Annotated in this window: 16 protein-coding genes and 1 tRNA gene; 14 read left to right on the top strand and 3 right to left on the bottom strand. The window is 62.7% G+C overall.

The genetic code is table 11. From position 1 onward, the window contains the following. Positions 1 to 89 precede the first annotated feature (89 nt). On the bottom strand, positions 90 to 1,373 hold the full coding sequence (locus ACGLHT_RS16445) for an FAD-binding oxidoreductase (RefSeq protein ID WP_025338521.1): 1,284 nt from the start codon (positions 1,371 to 1,373) through the stop codon (positions 90 to 92). Positions 1,374 to 1,576: 203 nt separating this feature from the next. Between ACGLHT_RS16445 and ACGLHT_RS16440 the strand changes: the two genes are divergently transcribed. The 7 genes from ACGLHT_RS16440 (at position 1,577) to ACGLHT_RS16410 (ending at position 7,218) form a co-directional block, all read left to right on the top strand. Next, a tRNA-Val gene (locus ACGLHT_RS16440) sits at positions 1,577 to 1,653 on the top strand. A 168-nt stretch (positions 1,654 to 1,821) separates the two neighbouring features. Further along, positions 1,822 to 3,192, top strand: coding sequence for an oligosaccharide flippase family protein (locus ACGLHT_RS16435; RefSeq protein WP_274120234.1), 1,371 nt, complete (start codon positions 1,822 to 1,824; stop codon positions 3,190 to 3,192). A gap of 420 nt (positions 3,193 to 3,612) precedes the next feature. After that, complete coding sequence (locus tag ACGLHT_RS16430; RefSeq protein WP_350059728.1) at positions 3,613 to 3,687, top strand: hypothetical protein; 75 nt, start codon at positions 3,613 to 3,615, stop codon at positions 3,685 to 3,687. Between the two features lie 43 nt (positions 3,688 to 3,730). Beyond that, positions 3,731 to 4,690 carry a hypothetical protein gene (locus ACGLHT_RS16425; RefSeq protein WP_394519775.1) on the top strand — a complete coding sequence of 320 codons (960 nt, stop codon included), beginning with the start codon at positions 3,731 to 3,733 and terminating at the stop codon, positions 4,688 to 4,690. A 33-nt stretch (positions 4,691 to 4,723) separates the two neighbouring features. Then, positions 4,724 to 5,839, top strand: a complete 1,116-nt coding sequence (locus ACGLHT_RS16420; RefSeq protein ID WP_274120236.1) for a glycosyltransferase family 61 protein — start codon at positions 4,724 to 4,726, stop codon at positions 5,837 to 5,839. A 126-nt stretch (positions 5,840 to 5,965) separates the two neighbouring features. Next, a complete protein-coding gene (locus ACGLHT_RS16415; protein WP_025338525.1) occupies positions 5,966 to 6,535 on the top strand; it encodes an SPOR domain-containing protein in 570 nt (189 codons plus the stop codon). Between the two features lie 257 nt (positions 6,536 to 6,792). Continuing rightward, positions 6,793 to 7,218: an HD domain-containing protein gene (locus ACGLHT_RS16410; protein WP_003260953.1), complete on the top strand. Its 426-nt coding sequence runs from the start codon at positions 6,793 to 6,795 to the stop codon at positions 7,216 to 7,218. A gap of 14 nt (positions 7,219 to 7,232) precedes the next feature. Here ACGLHT_RS16410 and ACGLHT_RS16405 read toward each other — a convergent pair whose 3' ends face one another. Continuing rightward, complete coding sequence (locus ACGLHT_RS16405) at positions 7,233 to 7,475, bottom strand: DUF1654 domain-containing protein (RefSeq protein WP_075044724.1); 243 nt, start codon at positions 7,473 to 7,475, stop codon at positions 7,233 to 7,235. A gap of 437 nt (positions 7,476 to 7,912) precedes the next feature. On the opposite strand from ACGLHT_RS16405, the gene ACGLHT_RS16400 reads away from it, so the two are divergent. The 3 genes from ACGLHT_RS16400 to ACGLHT_RS16390 all read left to right on the top strand — a co-directional run bounded on the left by ACGLHT_RS16400 (position 7,913) and on the right by ACGLHT_RS16390 (position 11,349). Beyond that, entirely contained in the window at positions 7,913 to 9,295 is a 1,383-nt protein-coding gene (locus ACGLHT_RS16400) for an FAD-binding oxidoreductase (RefSeq protein WP_274120237.1), read from the top strand. Positions 9,296 to 9,309: 14 nt separating this feature from the next. Beyond that, positions 9,310 to 9,660, top strand: coding sequence for a cupin domain-containing protein (locus tag ACGLHT_RS16395; protein WP_025338531.1), 351 nt, complete (start codon positions 9,310 to 9,312; stop codon positions 9,658 to 9,660). Between the two features lie 177 nt (positions 9,661 to 9,837). Continuing rightward, positions 9,838 to 11,349 (top strand): CoA-acylating methylmalonate-semialdehyde dehydrogenase, encoded by a 1,512-nt coding sequence (locus ACGLHT_RS16390; RefSeq protein WP_075044730.1) that lies wholly within the window; start codon positions 9,838 to 9,840, stop codon positions 11,347 to 11,349. Positions 11,350 to 11,423: 74 nt separating this feature from the next. Here the strand turns inward: ACGLHT_RS16390 and ACGLHT_RS16385 are convergent, their stop codons facing one another. Beyond that, positions 11,424 to 12,512 carry an asparaginase gene (locus tag ACGLHT_RS16385; RefSeq protein WP_274120238.1) on the bottom strand — a complete coding sequence of 363 codons (1,089 nt, stop codon included), beginning with the start codon at positions 12,510 to 12,512 and terminating at the stop codon, positions 11,424 to 11,426. A gap of 406 nt (positions 12,513 to 12,918) precedes the next feature. Here ACGLHT_RS16385 and ACGLHT_RS16380 point away from each other — a divergent pair, with 406 nt between their 5' ends. Genes ACGLHT_RS16380 through ACGLHT_RS16365 form a run of 4 tightly spaced genes read left to right on the top strand, consistent with a single transcriptional unit; the run spans position 12,919 to position 17,469 of the window. After that, the gene (locus ACGLHT_RS16380) at positions 12,919 to 13,875 is read left to right on the top strand and encodes a sugar ABC transporter substrate-binding protein (protein ID WP_085592289.1); all 957 of its coding nucleotides are present in this window, start codon (positions 12,919 to 12,921) and stop codon (positions 13,873 to 13,875) included. A gap of 21 nt (positions 13,876 to 13,896) precedes the next feature. Further along, entirely contained in the window at positions 13,897 to 15,450 is a 1,554-nt protein-coding gene (locus ACGLHT_RS16375) for a sugar ABC transporter ATP-binding protein (protein ID WP_085692082.1), read from the top strand. Then, the gene (locus ACGLHT_RS16370) at positions 15,447 to 16,442 is read left to right on the top strand and encodes an ABC transporter permease (RefSeq protein WP_015269786.1); all 996 of its coding nucleotides are present in this window, start codon (positions 15,447 to 15,449) and stop codon (positions 16,440 to 16,442) included. Before ACGLHT_RS16375 ends, ACGLHT_RS16370 begins: the two co-directional genes overlap by 4 nt. A 4-nt stretch (positions 16,443 to 16,446) precedes the next feature. Beyond that, complete coding sequence (locus ACGLHT_RS16365; RefSeq protein WP_075044736.1) at positions 16,447 to 17,469, top strand: LacI family DNA-binding transcriptional regulator; 1,023 nt, start codon at positions 16,447 to 16,449, stop codon at positions 17,467 to 17,469. Positions 17,470 to 17,478: the final 9 nt, after the last annotated feature.

Here is a 17,478-nt window from a genome sequence, read left to right as displayed (position 1 = left end):
GCGGGCACGCCCGCTCCCACAGGGGCCGTGCAACCAGCACAAATCCTGTGGGAGCGGGCGCGCCCGCGAAGAGGCCAGCCCTGTCTACATCAGAAGCCCAGGCGATCGCGCAGGCTGTAGTACCAGGCACCAATGGCGCTGAACGGCACACGCAGCATCTGGCCACCCGGGAACGGGTAGTGCGGCAGGCCGGCGAAGGCGTCGAAGCGCTCGGCCTGGCCACGCATGGCCTCGGCCAGCACCTTGCCCGCCAGGTGGGTGTAGGTCACGCCGTGACCCGAGCAGCCCTGGGAGTAGTAGATGTTGTCGCCGATACGGCCAACCTGTGGCAGGCGCGACAGGGTCAGCAGGAAGTTGCCGGTCCAGGCGTAGTCGATCTTCACGTTCTGCAGCTGCGGGAAGGCCTTGAGCATCTTCGGACGGATGATCGCCTCGATGTTGGCCGGGTCACGCGCGCCGTACACCACGCCACCACCGAAGATCAGGCGCTTGTCGCTGGTCAGGCGGTAGTAGTCGAGCAGGTAGTTGCAGTCCTCGACGCAGTAGTCCTGCGGCAGCAGGGTGCGCGCCAGTTCGTCGCCCAACGGCTCGGTGGTGATCACCTGGGTGCCGCATGGCATGGACTTGCTGGCCAGTTCCGGCACCAGGTTGCCCAGGTAGGCGTTGCCGGCGACGATGATGAACTTGGCGCGGACCTTGCCCTGCGGGGTATGCACCACCGGGTTGGCGCCACGCTCGATGCGTACGGCCGGGGTTTGTTCATAGATGATGCCGCCCAGCGACTCGACCGCGGCGGCTTCGCCCAGGGCCAGGTTCAGCGGGTGGATGTGGCCACCGCTCATGTCCAGCATGCCGCCCACATAGTTGTCGCAAGCGACCACTTCGCGGATGCGCTTCTGGTCCATCAGCTCCAGCTGGTTGTGGCCGAAGCGTTCCCACAGGCGCTTTTGCGACTCCAGGTGACCCATCTGCTTGCTGGTGAGGGCAGCGAACACGCCACCGTCCTTCAGGTCGCACTGGATGTTGTACTTGGCCACGCGCTCACGAATGATGCGCCCGCCTTCGAAGGCCATCTGGCCCAGCAGTTGGGCCTGCTTGGGGCCGACGGTGCGTTCGATGACGTCGATGTCGCGGCTGTAGCTGTTGACGATCTGGCCACCGTTGCGGCCCGATGCGCCGAAGCCGACCTTGGCCGCTTCGACGATGCTCACCTTGAAGCCGTTCTCCAGCAGGAACAGGGCGCTGGACAGGCCGGTGTAGCCGGCGCCGATGATGCATACATCGGTTTCCACCTCACCCTGCAGCGCCGGACGTGGCGGCACCGGGTTGGCCGAGGCGGCGTAGTAGGACTGGGGGTAGGGGGTGTTAGCCATGCTGCAGGAACCTCGTGTTTTATATTTTTAACGAATGTACCGATGCTATCAATAATAATAAACACCCGCTAGTCGTCCGTTGAAAATCCTTTACTCGGTCCCCGTCAGCGCGCCTTTCTATAAAGAGTTTAAGATTCAGTAGGTTAGCGCGAAAAAAAATGTTGACAGGGTTTTTGGAATGGGTAGAATGCGCACCACACGACAGGCACATAGCTCAGTTGGTTAGAGCACCACCTTGACATGGTGGGGGTCGTTGGTTCGAGTCCAATTGTGCCTACCAAACGAAAGTCCCGGCTACCGGGCATCAAAAGGGCGACCCCAAGGGGTCGCCCTTTTGTTTTTGTCGTGCCCAACGAAGGGCGATTTCACGCGCTACAGCCTCGTCGGATAACCGCATAGCGAATTGCGACTATAGTGAGTCTCTAGCGATGGGGTCAGAGATGCGGCTATGCCTTCGATTGATGTGTCGCTTCCGTTGAGCCTGCGCAAACGAGCCATGTTGGCCAGTGCGTTGAACCTTCTCGCTGTCTTTGCTTCCCAGGTCATGCGGCTGGGCGGCAATCTGGTAATCACCCGCTTGCTCGTGCCGGAAATGTTCGGCGTGATGGCCATTGCAACCACTGTTGCAGTGGTGCTGCAACTGCTTTCCGATGTTGGGCTGCGGCCGAACGTCATTCAGAGCTCGCGCGGCGACGAACCGCTGTTTCTCGATACCGTGTGGACGGTGCAAGTCATCCGTGGGTTTGTGCTGTTCCTTCTGACGTTGCTATTGGCCCTGGGGGCAAAATTCACGCAGTACATCGAACTGTGGCCGGCCCATTCCACCTACGCCGCTCCAGAGCTACCGATGGTGCTGGCTTTGTCTGGGTTCGCCGCGATCATCTATGGCTTCCAGTCGCCCAAGGTCGATGTGGCCATCCGTGTCTTCCAGCAGAAGAAGGTAGTGATCGCCGAACTGATTGCACAGTTTGTCGGTTTGATCGTGATGCTCGTGGCAGGCTATCTCACCCGCTCCATCTGGTCATTGGTGGCGGCGGGGCTGCTGAGCACACTGGTTTTCACCGTACTCAGTCACTTGGTATTCCAAGGGCCGCGCAACCGCCTGCGATGGGACCCCGCCGCGCTGCGCGAGGTGTTCGATTACGGACGCTGGATCTTGTTGTCGTCCTCCGTAGGGGTGCTGGCGATGCAGGGTGACCGGATCTGGTTCGGCGGAAGTATGTCGGTCGCGGAGCTAGGGGTCTATTCCATCGCTGTCGCCATCCTCGGGGCGATTCAGTCGGTCCTGCTGCGGCTGGCGGGGGCAGTCGCCTTGCCGGCCTTCAGTGAGGCAACGAGAAGTGGCGACAAAGAGCGGGTGCGCAGCCTTTACTACCGCTCCAGGGTGCTGTTCGACCTGACCTCGCTGTTCGCTTGCGGTTTTTTGCTGACTGCCAGCCCGCTGTTGATCAGTTGGCTGTACGACGACCGTTATGCCGGCGCCGGCAATACCATGGCCATTCTCTCGCTCTCTCTTTTCACCTTGCGCTTCACGCTGGCACACCAGCTCTGGTTGGCCCTGGGGCTGACCAAATACGTGGCGATGGACAACATCATCCGGGTCGTTTCGCTGTTCATCCTGCTGCCGGTCCTCATGGCCATCGGTGGCGTGAGCTATGCCATCTGGGGTGTGGCGCTGCATACCTTCTTCACGCTTTTCCTGATTTTTCCTGTCAACCGCAAGCTGGGTCTGCTGGACCTGAAGCGCGAGGTTGTAGTACTGCCTGCCCTGCTGATCGGCGTCTTTTTCGGTGAAATGATAACCAGCCTGTTCACCTGATTGGGCCGTGAAGGCGCAGGCAGGTGAGCGTGTGGTCGGTAGACACATGGGCTGCGAAAGGTTCCAGCGCCTGGGGGGGGGGCTGCATCAGGCGGCCCCTGAGGCCGCACGGTCAGGTATGCCGTTGTTATCTTTCGCCATATTCACAAGTAGAAAAAATGGCGCCATAAAACATACAGTTTCCACGGGCTAATCATTGAATAATCAATGATTAAGCGTGTCTTGACAGATCTTTTTCGCAGATCTTTAATCTTTTGGTATATGGTGGCCCAAGGCGTTTAAGTGCCAAAGGTTATTGCGTGTTTATTTGGCAGCGCTTATTGCCTGTTAACTGGATAAGCTCCAAGGACATGAAATGAGAGAGCACATACGAAAGCTCATAACGCCGTCGATGCGCTTCGAAATAAGAAAGTTCTTGACTTGGGCCCAGGATATAATGGGGCGCGCGTGTTTGTGGCGCTGGGAAATTACCAGGTTTCGGCTGCAGACAAGTAACGACTACGAAGTCTTATATGTCGGTCGAAAGAGCCGCAAGGAAATGGCCAAGCTGCTCATCGGCGGTAAACCCGAGGCCGACACCAAATCCGGCGCTGGCACGCAACAGCCTGGCGCCGCGTCCCATAGGGTGTTGATCAGCGAGATGCCCAGTGCAGGTGCCCTGTACGTGCCCCATTATCTGAGCGCCATCATCCCCCTGGGGCGTCCGCTGGAAGAGATCATCGCCCGCTACGACGGTGAACTGCGCCGCAACATCCGCAAGTGTCGGCCGCTGTACCGCATGCAGCAGGTGCTGACGGACGAGGAGATTGGCAAGGCCGACCGGGAAATGTTGCAGCCTTATGCCCAGGCGCGGCATGGCCTGCATGCCAAACAATTCGACTCCCAGGAAGTGTTGCGCATCGCCCAGACCGTTGGCCGGCTCGACCTCGTGATGAAAGGCGAGGAGGTTGTAGCCTGTCATTTCGGTTGTGTAATAACCCGGGCCGGCAAGCGCTATTGGAGCACGCTTCGCTTTGGCTACCCGGAGGCCGTCTTCAACGACCCAAAACGACTGCGCGAGGTCAACTCGATCACTACCTTCATGGCTCTGGAATGGGCCATCGAGCAGGGTTTCGATTATTACGACATTGGTCAATGTCTGGCACGTCCGGACGATGGGCTTTTGAAATGGAAGCGCCGGCGCGGCGGTGATGTGGATACTTTGGGCAACCAGGCCTATATGTTTGTCCGGCTGCCGAAGACCGGCATCGCCAAGTTTCTCTGGGAGTTCCCGTTATTTGCCGTCGAGGACAGCAGGCTTACACTGCATCTGGGTTTGCCGGATGGGCCAAGTGACGACGAAATTGTCGATCGCTATCGTGAAATGGTCTTCGGTGGGTTATTCAAGATTTACATTTACTGTGCGAAAGCGCCTGGCGAACTGCTGCTGGAGAACTTGCGTGATCGATATGCTCACTTCCAGTCCCCTCCCATTCTGGAAAAAGTAGTGTGCAACTGAGCGTGAAAGATAGCCTTTCAATGAGAGCGCTGCATGATGAACGACATTTCGGGTGTAGACACGAAGGTATCCGACCATAAAAGCTGGAGCTTGGCCGCATACAAGTACCTCGCAAGAAAGCGGCTGGTACGAAAGCCGTCGGAGAACCTGAAGAACCTTGCGGTCAGGACCTGGGATATCGCCCCGGCCGAGGTCACCCCAGCGCCTCCCGCTTTCTTTCTGCCGAATCAGTTGGAGCGAGTGACCGGCTGGGAAGCGAAACGTTTCTTTCCGTTCGAGCATCCGCGGCGGACCATGGAGGGGCTGGGCAGCGTCGCACAGGCCCCTACCAAGGGCTATCTGATCAAGGACGTCATTCTGATCGATGGCGCACTCTACAAGAACAATGCCAGCTTCTGGCTGTCTGACCGGCCCAACGGGTTGCCGCGAATCGTCGTGGAGCAAGAGATCGAGCGTGGGGCCGCTTATTGTTCACGTTACGGCAACCGCTGGTTTGGAACGTGGCTGGCCGAGGATTGCGTCACATATGCTTTGGCCCGTAACGAAGGCGTGCCGGTCACCACGGCACCCTCCGGCAGGTTCCCCCTTTTTTCCCAGGCTGCGCAGTACGAAGAATGGCTTGGCATGCATCCGCTTCGGCTGCACACGGCCTTTTTTCGAGAGTTGGTGCTGTTCGATGACTTCAGCCACAACACAAACCAGTCCGAGCGATACCGCGCCATGGGCCAAAAGTTGTTGTCGCGGGTAAATTACCAGTCCCACCCGGGGGTTTTCATCTTGCGGGGCTGTGACGGAGATCTGCGCCTGCTGCGCAACGAACTACAGATTGCCGAACATCTGCAAAAACATCGCGGCTTTCGCATCCTTGCCCCTTTGGGGGGCGACCTGGCAACCATCGTGGAAACCTGTGCCGGGGCGAGGGTAGTGGTGGGCGTCGAAGGCAGCCAGCTCATCCACGGTATGAATGTGCTGTCGCCCGGCGCTTCGGTGCTGACGCTGCAGCCACCTGATCGCTTTGTCTGCTTCTACAAGTACCTGACTGATCGCGATCAACAGCATTTCGGCTTTGTGGTCGGGATACCTGATGGCAGCGGCTTCCGCATCGACCTCGATGAGCTCGAACGGACCTTGGATCTGCTGCCGTCATGACAGGGCAAGGCATGCCATGACTGCCTGAGGTGCATGAGCACTGGTTGCACGGTGTAACGTATGGTCGCGGTCCTTGCCTGGGGAGGGCGTGCTAGAATCCGCGCCTTCGAATCTGGAGGTACACGCGTGCGCAAACTGGCTGTGGTAATGGCAGTGCTCGCCCTGGCGGGCTGTGAGAACGAGGTCGAAGGCGTGCACAAACAGGTGGCCGAACACCTGCACAACCCCAAGACCGCCAAGTTCGGCAACGTGCGGATCGACACCCAGGGCACCATCTGCGGCCAGGTCCGCGGCAAGGATGATGCCGGGCAGTACGAAGCCTACCGCAGCTACGTGGCGATCAAGCGCGATGGCCAATACGAAATCATCGTCGACGACAGCGGCAACAACCTGCGCATCCGCGAGATGTGTGGCGGCGCCGAACTGCAGCGTCGCGCCGAAGCCCTGGCTGGCCAGCCGGCCCCGCAAGGCTGGGATGTGGAAGTGATCCAGGGCGCTAACATGGGCGCGCTCAGCGACATGACCGCGCGCCTGATCGAAAAGGGCATCCCATCCTCGGTGGAGTACCGCGACGGCAAACCGGTGGTGCTGATGGGGCCGTTCCCCAGCCGTGAGGAAGCCGAAGCACGCAAGGCCGAGGTGATGGCCAAGCTGGGTACCGATTCGGTGGTGATCCAGCACGGCGCAGCGCGCTGAACCCGGTTTCTGCAGGCGCGGCCTTTTGTGGGAGCGGCCTTGTGTCGCGAAAGGGCTGCGCAGCGGCCCCAGAATCTTGAACCCTGCACAGATTGCCGGGGCCGCTATGCGGCCCTTTCGCGACACAAGGCCGCTCCCACACGGCTTCCACAAGTCCGCTTGTGCAAGGTCGGCGCGGCACAGTCAAACGCGCGCTAGACATTGTCCGCACAGTTTTGGCTATGCTTGGCAGGAAGAAGCCGAACGGGGAGGGCCTCATGTCTACACTGGAGCGGGCCATTGCCGTGGCCGCCAGGGCGCATGAAGGGCAATACGACAAGGGTGGGGCTGCTTATATCCTCCACCCGCTACGCGTGATGATGCGGGTTTCCACAACCGAACAACGGATTGTCGCGGTGCTTCACGATGTGATCGAAGACACCCCGCTGACCCTGTCCGACCTGGCGCGCGAGGGTTTCGCGCTGAAAATCCTTGCCGCCTTGCTGGCGCTCAGCCGCCGTGAGGGCGAGGCCTACCAGGACTTCGTGGTGCGCCTGGGCGGTGACCCGCTGGCGCGCACCGTCAAGCTGGCCGACCTGGCCGACAACAGCGACCTTTCGCGCATCCCCTGCCCAGGCCCCACCGACCTGGCGCGGCTGGCGCGTTACCGCGAAGCCAGCGCCTACCTGCAGGCGTTGGCCTGAGGTTGAATACGCGGTCAGTCTTCCTTCGGCACGGTCCAGAAAATCTGCACACCGCCATCGTCGCGGTGGGCGAGGGTGACGTTATCGTTTTCGGCGATTTCCTCGAGCAGGGTTTCCCAGTCTTCCGGGGCTTCCTGTTCCAGGCGAAAGATCAGCGCCGCGCGGCTGCGCTGGGCCGTGGGGCTGTTGATGATCTTCTGGATGCGCATACCCAGTTGTTCATAGCTGCTCGGGGTGGCGGAGGCGGTGCTGGACACAAGTGTTTCCTTGTTTTTGCTGTATGCACATACAGTATTTCACTGTAAGTAATTTCGCAACAGCTTGTCAGGCGAAAACTGTGCTCAAGCCTGGGCCGATCCGTGCGCAGCGTTATCCAGGGTATTCCACAGGCTTCTCATCGTAGGGTTCTGATGCGGGAGACCCTGTGGGAGCGGGCGTGCCCGCGAACACCGGCGAAGCCGGTGCCATACACCGCGTCGCATGCTTCGCGGGCATGCCCGCTCCCACAGGTATCGCGCAACTGCAAATGCTGATGATCATTCATACATTTGTATGGCTGATGGCTCCGTCTATTGAAAATGGTCGATACCACCCCCCGCCAACCCCGCATAACCTCAGGCCAACACGCACTGGTCACTACTGACAAGACGAAGCCCTCTACACCAGTCGCAAACGCCAACGGGAAGCCACCAGCATGTCAGCGAAATCCGATTTGTCCCTGTTACCCAACAAACCGCTATGGTTTGCCCCGAGCGCGCCACGGGCCCGGCTGGACGGCGTGGCCGATGCCGATGTGGTGATCGTCGGTGCCGGGTACACGGGGTTGTGGACCGCCTACTACCTGCTCAAGAGCGACCCGTCGCTGCGCGTGGTGCTGCTGGAAAAGAACGCCGTCGGCTTCGGCGCCTCAGGCCGCAACGGCGGTTGGGCCTCGGCGATCTTCCCGATTTCCCTGCACCGGGTGGAGCAACTGTATTCCCACCCTGCGGCCTTGCACCTGCAGGCTGCGATGAACGCAACGGTCGACGAGATCGGCCGGGTGCTGGCGCTGGAAGAGATCGATGCCGACTATGCCAAACAGGGCTTCCTCTCCCTGGCCCGCAGCGCCCCGCAGATGGCGCGGGCGCGTGCGGCCGTGGAGTCCTCGGCGCGCTTCGGGCTGCCTGACCAGTGGCAAGTGCTGGAGGCTGCCGAAGCCCAGGCCCGGACCGGTGCCCAAGGCACCCTTGGCGGCCTCTACACCGAACACTGCGCGCTCATCCACCCCGGCAAGCTGGTGCGTGGCCTGGCCAAGCTGGTCGAAAGCCTGGGCGCGACAATTTACGAGCAGTCGGCGGTCACCCAGATGGCCCCGGGCGTGGTGCACACCGAACATGGTTCGGTACGTGCCGGCATGACGGTGCGGGCCACCGAGGCATTCACTTCGCAACAGCCGGGCAAGTCGCGTTTCGTCATCCCGCTGTATTCGCTGGTGCTGGCCACCGAGCCGTTGCCACGAGAGCTGCTGGCCCGGCTAAACCTCGACCACCGCCTGGCGTTCAACGACATGCGCCACCTGCGCGTATACGGCCAGGTCACCGCAGAAGGCCGGCTGGTGTTCGGTGGCCGGGGCGCGCCCTACAAATGGGGCTCGAGCATGCCTGAGCAGGCCGACCTGGTGGACAGTATCCACGGCAAGATCCACGACACCCTGCTCGAATTCTTCCCGGCCCTGCGCGACGCCCGCATCACCCACCGCTGGGGTGGCGCGCTGGGTGTTTCCCGCGACTGGTGCCCGACCGTCAGTATCGACCGCAACCAGCGCATGGCCTGGGCCGGCAACTACGTCGGTGATGGCGTGGCCACCAGCAACCTGGCCGGGCGCATTCTGCGCAACCTGATTCTCGAGCGTGATGAAGACATCAACACGCTGCCCCTGGTCAACCACCGCTCGCCATCCTGGGAGCCAGAACCGCTGCGCTGGTTCGGCATCAACAGCGGCCTGGCTGCCGCGTCGCTCAGTGATCTGGAGGAGCGCTACACCCACAAACCTTCACGTACCGCGATGCTGCTGGAAAAGCTCACCGGCGCCCATTGACAAGGAGAAACCCCATGCCTTCGTTCACCATCATCAAGCACGCCGATATCAAGGCACTGCCACTGAACCCTGCCGGTCAGCGTGCCGGCGCCGACAAGGGGGACCCGCAGATCGCCATCAGCAAGCAGGCCCCGGAAGCGGTCGGCAACCTTGGTGTGTGGGAGTGCCAGCCGGGTGGCTGGCCGGTGGTCGACCGCCCTGACACCGAGTTCACCTACATCATCTCCGGCAAGGCGCTGCTCACCGACGACAGCACCCGGGAGGTGGTGGAAGTGACCGGCGGCGACCTGATCATCCTGCCGCCAGGCTGGACCGGCCGCTGGGACGTGCTGGAAACCGTGCGCAAGGTCTATGCCATCTACTGACGCAACACTGGCCCTTTGTACCTTGCTCGGCATTTGAAAGCTGGCGCGATCCCTGTGGGAGCGGGCTTGCCCGCGAACACGGGCGAAGCCCGTGCCATCCACCGCGGTGCCTGATTCGCGGGCACGCCCGCTCCCACAGGGGCAGGCGCTCTACCAATGAATTACGGGAAAAATACAATGACCCAAACCATCATGAACTGGATCTCCGGCGCTCAGGCCGAGACCACCAGCGGCCAGCAACTGCCGGTCTACAACCCGGCCACCGGCGTGGTCACCGGCCAGGTGCAGCTGTCTGCGCAAAAGGACGTGGACGCCGCTGTCGCGTCGGCCAAGGCCGCTTTCCCGGCCTGGAGCAACCTCTCGCCACTGCGCCGTTCGCGGGTGCTGAACAAGTTCCTGGCGTTGCTCAACGAGCACCGCGACGACCTGGCCCGCATGATTACCGCCGAGCACGGCAAGGTGTTCACCGATGCCCAGGGCGAGGTGATGCGCGGCATCGAGATCGTCGAGTTTGCCTGCGGCGCACCGCAGCTGCTGAAAACCGACTTCACCGACCAGGTCAGCACCAACATCGACAACTGGACCCTGCGCCAGCCGCTGGGCGTGGTCACCGGCATCACCCCGTTCAACTTCCCGGTGATGGTGCCGATGTGGATGTTCCCGGTCGCCCTGGCCACCGGCAACACCTTCGTGCTCAAGCCCAGCCCGCTGGACCCGAGCCCGAGCCTGTTCATCGCCGAGCTGCTGAAGCAGGCCGGCCTGCCGGACGGCGTGTTCAACGTGGTGCAGGGCGACAAGGACGCGGTCAACGCGCTGATCGAGCACCCGGATGTGCAGGCGGTGTCGTTCGTCGGCTCCACGCCGATCGCCAACCACATCTACGAAACCGGTGCCCGCCACGGCAAGCGCGTGCAGGCCCTGGGCGGGGCTAAGAACCACCTGGTGGTGATGCCCGACGCCGACATCGATCAGGTGGTCGATGCGCTGATCGGTGCCGCCTATGGCTCGGCTGGCGAGCGTTGCATGGCGATCAGCGTGGCGGTGTTTGTCGGTGACGATACTGCCGAGAAGGTCATGCCCAAGCTGATCGAGCGTACCCGCGAGCTGAAAGTGCTGAACGGTACCAACCTCGAAGCCGAGATGGGCCCGATCGTCACCCGCGCGGCGCTGGAGCGCATCACCGGCTACATCGAGCAAGGCGTGAAGGAGGGCGCGAAGCTGCTGGTCGATGGCCGCAACTTCAACGGCCAGGCGGCTGGCGAAGGTTGTGGTGACGGTTTCTGGCTGGGCGGCACGCTGTTCGACAACGTCACCCCGGACATGCGCATCTACAAGGAAGAGATCTTCGGCCCGGTACTGGCCTGCCTGCGGGTGAAGGACTTTGCCGAAGCGGTCGACCTGATCAACGCCCACGAGTTTGGCAATGGCGTGAGCCTGTACACCCGCGACGGCCACATCGCCCGCGAGTTCGGCCGCCGTATCCAGGTGGGCATGGTCGGTATCAACGTACCGATCCCGGTGCCGATGGCCTGGCATGGCTTTGGTGGCTGGAAGAAGAGCCTGTTCGGCGACATGCATGCCTACGGTGAGGAAGGGGTGCGCTTCTACACCAAGCAGAAAAGCATCATGCAGCGCTGGCCGCAGGCGATTGCCAAGGGGGCGGAGTTCGCGATGCCGACCAGCCACTGAGGCCTTCGGCTAGCTGACAGCAAACGGCCCCGCCCACGCAGCGGGGCTGTTTGCATTTCAGGGGGTACTAGTGATCAGTACTCCCAGAAGATCCGCTGCAGCTCCTTGCTGTCCTGGGTCTTGGTCATCGCCACCATCGCCAGGATCCGCGCCTTTTGCGGGTTCAGGTCATGGGCCACGACCCAGTCGTTCTTGTCATCCGGCTGTTCGGCATTGCGCAGCACGAAACCACCTTGGTTGACGTGCGACGAGCGAATGATCTGCACGCCGTTCTTGCGCAGTTCCTGCAGCGCCGGCACTACCCGCGACGACACCGAACCGTTGCCGGTACCGGCATGGATCAGTGCCTTGGCCCCATTCTGCGCCAGCGCCTTGTAGGCGGTGTCGGTGACGTTGCCATAGCCATAGGCGATGTCCACCTGCGGCAGGCTGCTGATCTGCTTGATGTCGAACTCGGAGTTGACCGTGTGGCGCTTGGCCGGCAGGCGGAACCAGTAGGACTTGCCTTCCACCACCATGCCCATCGGGCCCCAGGCGCTCTTGAAGGCTTCGGTCTTGATGTTGAGCGCCTTGCTCACATCGCGGCCGGACTGGATCTCGTCATTCATGGTCACCAGCACGCCCTTGCCGCGCGACTGCTTGTCGCTGGCCACGGCCACGGCGTTGTACAGGTTGAGCATGCCGTCAGCGGACATGGCGGTGCCCGGGCGCATCGAACCGACGACCACGATCGGCTTGTCGGTCTTTTCCACCAGGTTGAGGAAGTAGGCGGTTTCTTCCAGGGTGTCGGTGCCGTGGGTGATGACGATACCGTCCACGTCCTTGCTTTCGGCAAGTTCGGCAACGCGTTTGCCCAACTTGAGCAGGTCGTCGTTGGAGATGCTCTCAGAGGCGATCTGCATGACCTGCTCGCCGCGCACGTTGGCCAGGTTGGCCAGTTCCGGTACGCCGGCGATCAGCTTGTCGACACCCACCTTGGCGGCCTGGTAGGTGGCGCTGTTGGCGGCGCTGGCGCCAGCACCGGCAATGGTGCCGCCGGTGGCGAGAATGACCACGTTGGCCAGCTTCTGCTGGGTTTCGGCTTCTTTGGCCGAAACGGTGGTTGGCAGCACCAGCAGCAGGGCGAGTGCGCTGGGGGCGAAGGTTTTCAGTGCGGCATTCATCGTTATTGTTCTCTCTCTTCCTAATGAGATGGTTGTTTTGTCGCACAGGGTGCAAGGCAGGTTTCGTACCAGTTGTGCGCACGGGCCTTGTGGGAGCGGCCTTGTGTCGCGAAAGGGGCGCGCAGCGGCCCCGGATCCCGGCGCAACAACACACATTGCCGGGGCCGCCTTGCGGCCCTTTCGCGACACAAGGCCGCTCCCACATGCGGGGGTGTGTCATTCGAGATTCCGAACAAACGTAGGAAAAGACGTTCGGCTTTTCGGAAAAAATCCGGATAAACTGCCCCAGGCTCGACTTGACCTCCCACAGCCAAACGGATTTGACAAACCCCGGTCCTGTTTCCATAGTTAGGCAACGCAAACGTTTGCGATCCGACAAAAAACACAAGATCCGGAGTCATCGTCCATGAAACTGCCGTTCCCCGGTCGTCTGCTGGCCCTCGCGGTCATTTCCTCGCTGTCCCTGGCCCTGCCGTTTTCGGCCGCCCACGCCGAAGACAAGCCCAAGGTCGCCCTGGTCATGAAGTCGCTGGCCAACGAGTTCTTCCGCACCATGGAAGACGGCGCCAAGGACTACCAGAAAGCCCACGCCGATGAATTCGAGCTGATCGCCAACGGCATCAAGAACGAGACCGACACCGGCGAGCAGATCCGCATCGTCGAGCAGATGGTCAACGCGGGCGCCAAGGCCCTGGTCATTGCCCCGGCCGACTCCAAGGCGCTGGTATCGGCGGTGAAGAAGGCCATGGACCAAGGCGTGGTGGTGATCAACATCGACAACCGCCTGGACCCTGAACTGCTCAAGAGCAAAGGCATCAGCGTACCCTTCGTGGGCCCCGACAACCGCAAGGGCGCGCGCCTGGTCGGCGACTACCTGGCCAACGAGAAGCTCAAGGCCGGCGACCAGGTCGGCATCATCGAAGGCGTGCCGACCACCACCAACGCCCAGCAGCGTACCGCCGGCTTCAAGGACGCCATGGAGGCCGCGCAGATCAAGATCGTCTCGGTGCAGAGCGGCAATTGGGAAATCGACAAAGGCAACGCCGTCGCCGCCTCCATGCTCAACGAATACCCCGACCTGAAAGCCCTGCTGGCCGGTAACGACAGCATGGCCCTGGGCGCCGTGTCGGCCGTGCGTGCTGCTGGCAAAGCCGGCCAGGTGCAAGTGGTGGGCTACGACAACATCAACGCCATCAAGCCGATGCTCGCCGATGGCCGTGTGCTCGCCACACTCGACCAGGCGGCCAGCCAGCAGGCGGTGTACGGCATCCAGGCGGCGCTGAAAATGGTCAAGGGCGAGAAGCCTGACGTGGATGCCGACAACGTCATCCAGACCCCGGTCCAACTCATCACCAAGCCCTGATCGCTGGCAGGAGAAACGGCCATGCCTGCATCGGCCAATGAAGTGGTGCTCGCCGCCAGCGGCCTGGGCAAGACCTACGCCCAGCCCGTGCTCGGCGAGGTCAGCCTGAACCTGCGGGCCGGCGAAGTGCTGGCGCTGACCGGTGAGAACGGCGCCGGCAAGAGCACCCTGTCCAAGCTCATCAGTGGCCTGGAAACCCCCACCACCGGGCACATGCACTACCGCGGCCAGGCCTACGCGCCTGGCAGCCGCAGCGAGGCCGAGCGCCTCGGCGTGCGCATGGTCATGCAGGAGCTGAACCTGCTGCCCACGCTGACCGTGGCGGAAAACCTGTTCCTCGACAACCTGCCCGGCCGCTTTGGCTGGATCAGCCAAAAGCGCCTGCGCCAACTGGCCACGGCCGCCATGGCCCAGGTCGGCCTCGACGCCATCGACCCGGACACCCCGGTCGGCGAGCTGGGCATCGGCCACCAGCAGATGGTCGAGATCGCCCGCAACCTGATCGGCGATTGCCATGTGCTGATCTTCGATGAACCCACCGCCATGCTCACCGCGCGCGAGGTGGAGCTGCTGTTCACCCAGATCGAGCGCCTGCGCCAACGTGGCGTGGCCATCGTCTACATCTCCCATCGCCTGGAAGAACTGCAGCGCGTGGCCCAGCGCATCGTCGTGCTACGCGACGGCAAACTGGTGTGCGACGAGCCGATACAGCGCTACAGCAGCGCCGAACTGGTCAACCTGATGGTCGGCCGCGAGCTGGGCGAGCATATCGACCTGGGCCGCAGGCAGATCGGCGCGCCGCTGCTCAAGGTCGACAAGCTCAGCCGTGCCGACAAGGTGCGTGAAGTGTCGTTCGAGGTCAGGGCAGGGGAGATCTTCGGCATCTCCGGCCTGATCGGTGCCGGCCGTACCGAACTGTTGCGCCTGATCTACGGCGCCGACCGTGCCGACAGCGGCAGCATTGCCCTCGGCCAGCCACCGCAGGTGGTCACCATCGACTCGCCCAAGGCTGCGGTGCAGGCCGGTATCGCGCTGATCACCGAAGACCGCAAAGGCGAGGGCCTGCTGCTGACGCAGTCGATCAGCGCCAATATCGCCCTGGGCAACCTCGGCGCGGTATCACGGGCCGGGGTGCTCGATGGCGAAGCCGAAGCGGCCTTGGCCGAGCGCCAGATCAAGGCCATGCGCATTCGCAGTGCCGGCCCGCAGCAAGTGGTGGGCGAGCTGTCTGGCGGCAACCAGCAGAAGGTGGTGATCGGCCGCTGGCTGGAGCGCGATTGCCAGGTGCTGCTGTTCGACGAGCCCACCCGTGGCATCGACGTCGGCGCCAAGTTCGACATCTATGGCCTGCTGGCCGAGCTGGCGCGCCAGGGCAAGGCCCTGGTGGTGGTGTCCAGCGACCTGCGCGAGCTGATGCTGATCTGCGACCGCATCGCCGTTCTGTCGGCCGGTCGCCTGATCGACACCTTCGAGCGTGACCATTGGAGCCAGGACCAGCTGCTGGCCGCGGCCTTTGCCGGTTATCAGAAACGTGACGCACTGCTGCATGACGCAGCTCCCAGGATGGATGCATGAAAACCACCCCGCTCGACAGCCAAGGCGCCGCACCGGTGCGCCGCAGTGGCACCTATCTTGGCCTGGGTACCTATCTGGGCCTGGCCGGCGCCTTGCTGGCGATGATCGTGCTGTTCTCGTTTCTCAGCAGCCACTTCTGGTCGTACAACACCTTCAGTACCCTGGCCAACCAGATCCCCGACCTGATGGTGCTGGCGGTGGGCATGACCTTCGTGCTGATCATCGGCGGCATCGACCTGTCGGTGGGCTCGGTGCTGGCGCTGGCGGCCTCCACGGTCAGCGTGGCGATCCTCGGCTGGGGTTGGGGCGTGCTGCCTTCGGCCCTGCTGGGCATGGCCGTGGCCGCGCTGGCTGGCAGCATCACCGGCGGCGTCACCGTGGCCTGGCGCATTCCGTCGTTCATCGTTTCGCTCGGGGTGCTGGAAATGGCCCGCGGCCTGGCCTACCAGTTCACCGACTCGCGCACCGCCTATATCGGCGATGCCTATGCCTGGTTCTCCAACCCCATTGCATTCGGCATCTCGCCGGCGTTCATCATTGCCTTGCTGGTGATCGTGCTGGCCCAGCTGGTGCTGACCCGCACGGTGTTCGGTCGCTATCTGATCGGCATCGGCACCAACGAAGAGGCCGTGCGCCTGGCCGGCATCGACCCGCGCCCGTACAAGGTGCTGGTGTTCGCCCTGATGGGCCTGCTTGCCGGCCTGGCCGCGCTGTTCCAGATCTCGCGCCTGGAAGCGGCAGACCCCAATGCCGGCTCCGGCCTGGAGCTGCAGGTAATCGCCGCCGTGGTGATTGGCGGCACCAGCCTGATGGGCGGGCGTGGCTCGGTCATCAGCACTTTCTTTGGCGTGCTGATCATTTCGGTGCTGGCTGCAGGGCTGGCGCAGATCGGTGCCAGCGAACCGACCAAACGCATCATCACCGGGGCGGTGATCGTCATCGCCGTGGTGCTCGACACTTACCGTAGCCGGCGTGCAGGCCGGCGGAACTGAAAACATGGCAACCATCAAAGACGTCGCGGCACTGGCGGGTATTTCCTACACCACCGTGTCCCATGTGTTGAACAAGACCCGGCCGGTCAGCGAGCAGGTGCGGCTGAAAGTCGAAGCCGCCATCGCCGAGCTCGACTACGTGCCCAGCGCCGTGGCCCGCTCGCTGAAGGCGCGCAGCACGGCCACCATCGGCTTGCTGGTGCCCAACAGCGTCAACCCGTACTTCGCCGAACTGGCGCGGGGTATCGAAGACGCCTGCGAACGCAACGGCTACTGCGTGATCCTGTGCAACTCCGACGACAACCCGCAAAAGCAGCGCAGCTATCTGCGTGTACTGCTGGAAAAACGCATCGACGGACTGGTGGTGGCTTCGGTAGGCCAGGACAGCGACCTGCTGCAAAGCCTGACTGGCGTGCGCACGCCAATGGTGATCGTCGACCGCGAATTGGACGGCGTCGATGCCGACCTGGTGCGCATCGACCACGAACAGGGCGCCTACCTGGCCACCCGTCACCTGCTGGAGCTTGGCCACCGCGACATCGCCTACATCGGCGGCCCCGCCGAGACCGGGGTCACCCAGCTGCGCCTGAGCGGCTTCCGTCGCGCCATGGCCGAGGCCGGCGCAGCGGTGCTGGGCGACCGCGTGCTGCACTGCGACTTCACCAGCCCGGGGGGCCATGCGGTGGCAACCCGGTTGCTGGAGGGCAAGCGGCCCACGGCGATCTTCGCCGGCAACGACATGATCGGCTTCGGCGTGCTGCGTGCCGCGGCCGAACGCAATATCAACGTGCCTGGCGAGCTGTCGGTGATCGGCTTCGACGACATCGAACTCAGCCGCTATGTGTACCCACCGTTGACCACGGTGGGCCAGTCGATCCGCGAGTTGGGCGAGAGCGCCGCGTCGCTGTTGCTGGCGCGTATCGGCACACCCCGCCAGGGCGCGGCGGAGCAACGCATCGTCGCCCCGCGCATCGTGCTGCGCGAGTCCACCGGGCCGCGCCCGGACCTGTTCAACGATTACCGCTAACGCTAAGGA

The organism is Pseudomonas sp. PsB (assembly GCF_043658375.1).
In the GTDB taxonomy this organism is placed as follows: Bacteria; Pseudomonadota; Gammaproteobacteria; order Pseudomonadales; family Pseudomonadaceae; genus Aquipseudomonas; species Aquipseudomonas putida_Z.
This window is presented reverse-complemented; position numbering and strand designations above follow the sequence as displayed.

Coding starts and splice junctions, on each gene's coding strand:
- ACGLHT_RS16445 (WP_025338521.1), bottom strand. CDS start 1,373: ATGGCTAACACCCCCTACCCCCAGTCCTACTACGCCGCCTCGGCCAAC.
- ACGLHT_RS16435 (WP_274120234.1), top strand. CDS start 1,822: ATGCCTTCGATTGATGTGTCGCTTCCGTTGAGCCTGCGCAAACGAGCC.
- ACGLHT_RS16425 (WP_394519775.1), top strand. CDS start 3,731: ATGGCCAAGCTGCTCATCGGCGGTAAACCCGAGGCCGACACCAAATCC.
- ACGLHT_RS16420 (WP_274120236.1), top strand. CDS start 4,724: ATGATGAACGACATTTCGGGTGTAGACACGAAGGTATCCGACCATAAA.
- ACGLHT_RS16410 (WP_003260953.1), top strand. CDS start 6,793: ATGTCTACACTGGAGCGGGCCATTGCCGTGGCCGCCAGGGCGCATGAA.
- ACGLHT_RS16400 (WP_274120237.1), top strand. CDS start 7,913: ATGTCAGCGAAATCCGATTTGTCCCTGTTACCCAACAAACCGCTATGG.
- ACGLHT_RS16395 (WP_025338531.1), top strand. CDS start 9,310: ATGCCTTCGTTCACCATCATCAAGCACGCCGATATCAAGGCACTGCCA.
- ACGLHT_RS16390 (WP_075044730.1), top strand. CDS start 9,838: ATGACCCAAACCATCATGAACTGGATCTCCGGCGCTCAGGCCGAGACC.
- ACGLHT_RS16385 (WP_274120238.1), bottom strand. CDS start 12,512: ATGAATGCCGCACTGAAAACCTTCGCCCCCAGCGCACTCGCCCTGCTG.
- ACGLHT_RS16380 (WP_085592289.1), top strand. CDS start 12,919: ATGAAACTGCCGTTCCCCGGTCGTCTGCTGGCCCTCGCGGTCATTTCC.
- ACGLHT_RS16375 (WP_085692082.1), top strand. CDS start 13,897: ATGCCTGCATCGGCCAATGAAGTGGTGCTCGCCGCCAGCGGCCTGGGC.
- ACGLHT_RS16370 (WP_015269786.1), top strand. CDS start 15,447: ATGAAAACCACCCCGCTCGACAGCCAAGGCGCCGCACCGGTGCGCCGC.
- ACGLHT_RS16365 (WP_075044736.1), top strand. CDS start 16,447: ATGGCAACCATCAAAGACGTCGCGGCACTGGCGGGTATTTCCTACACC.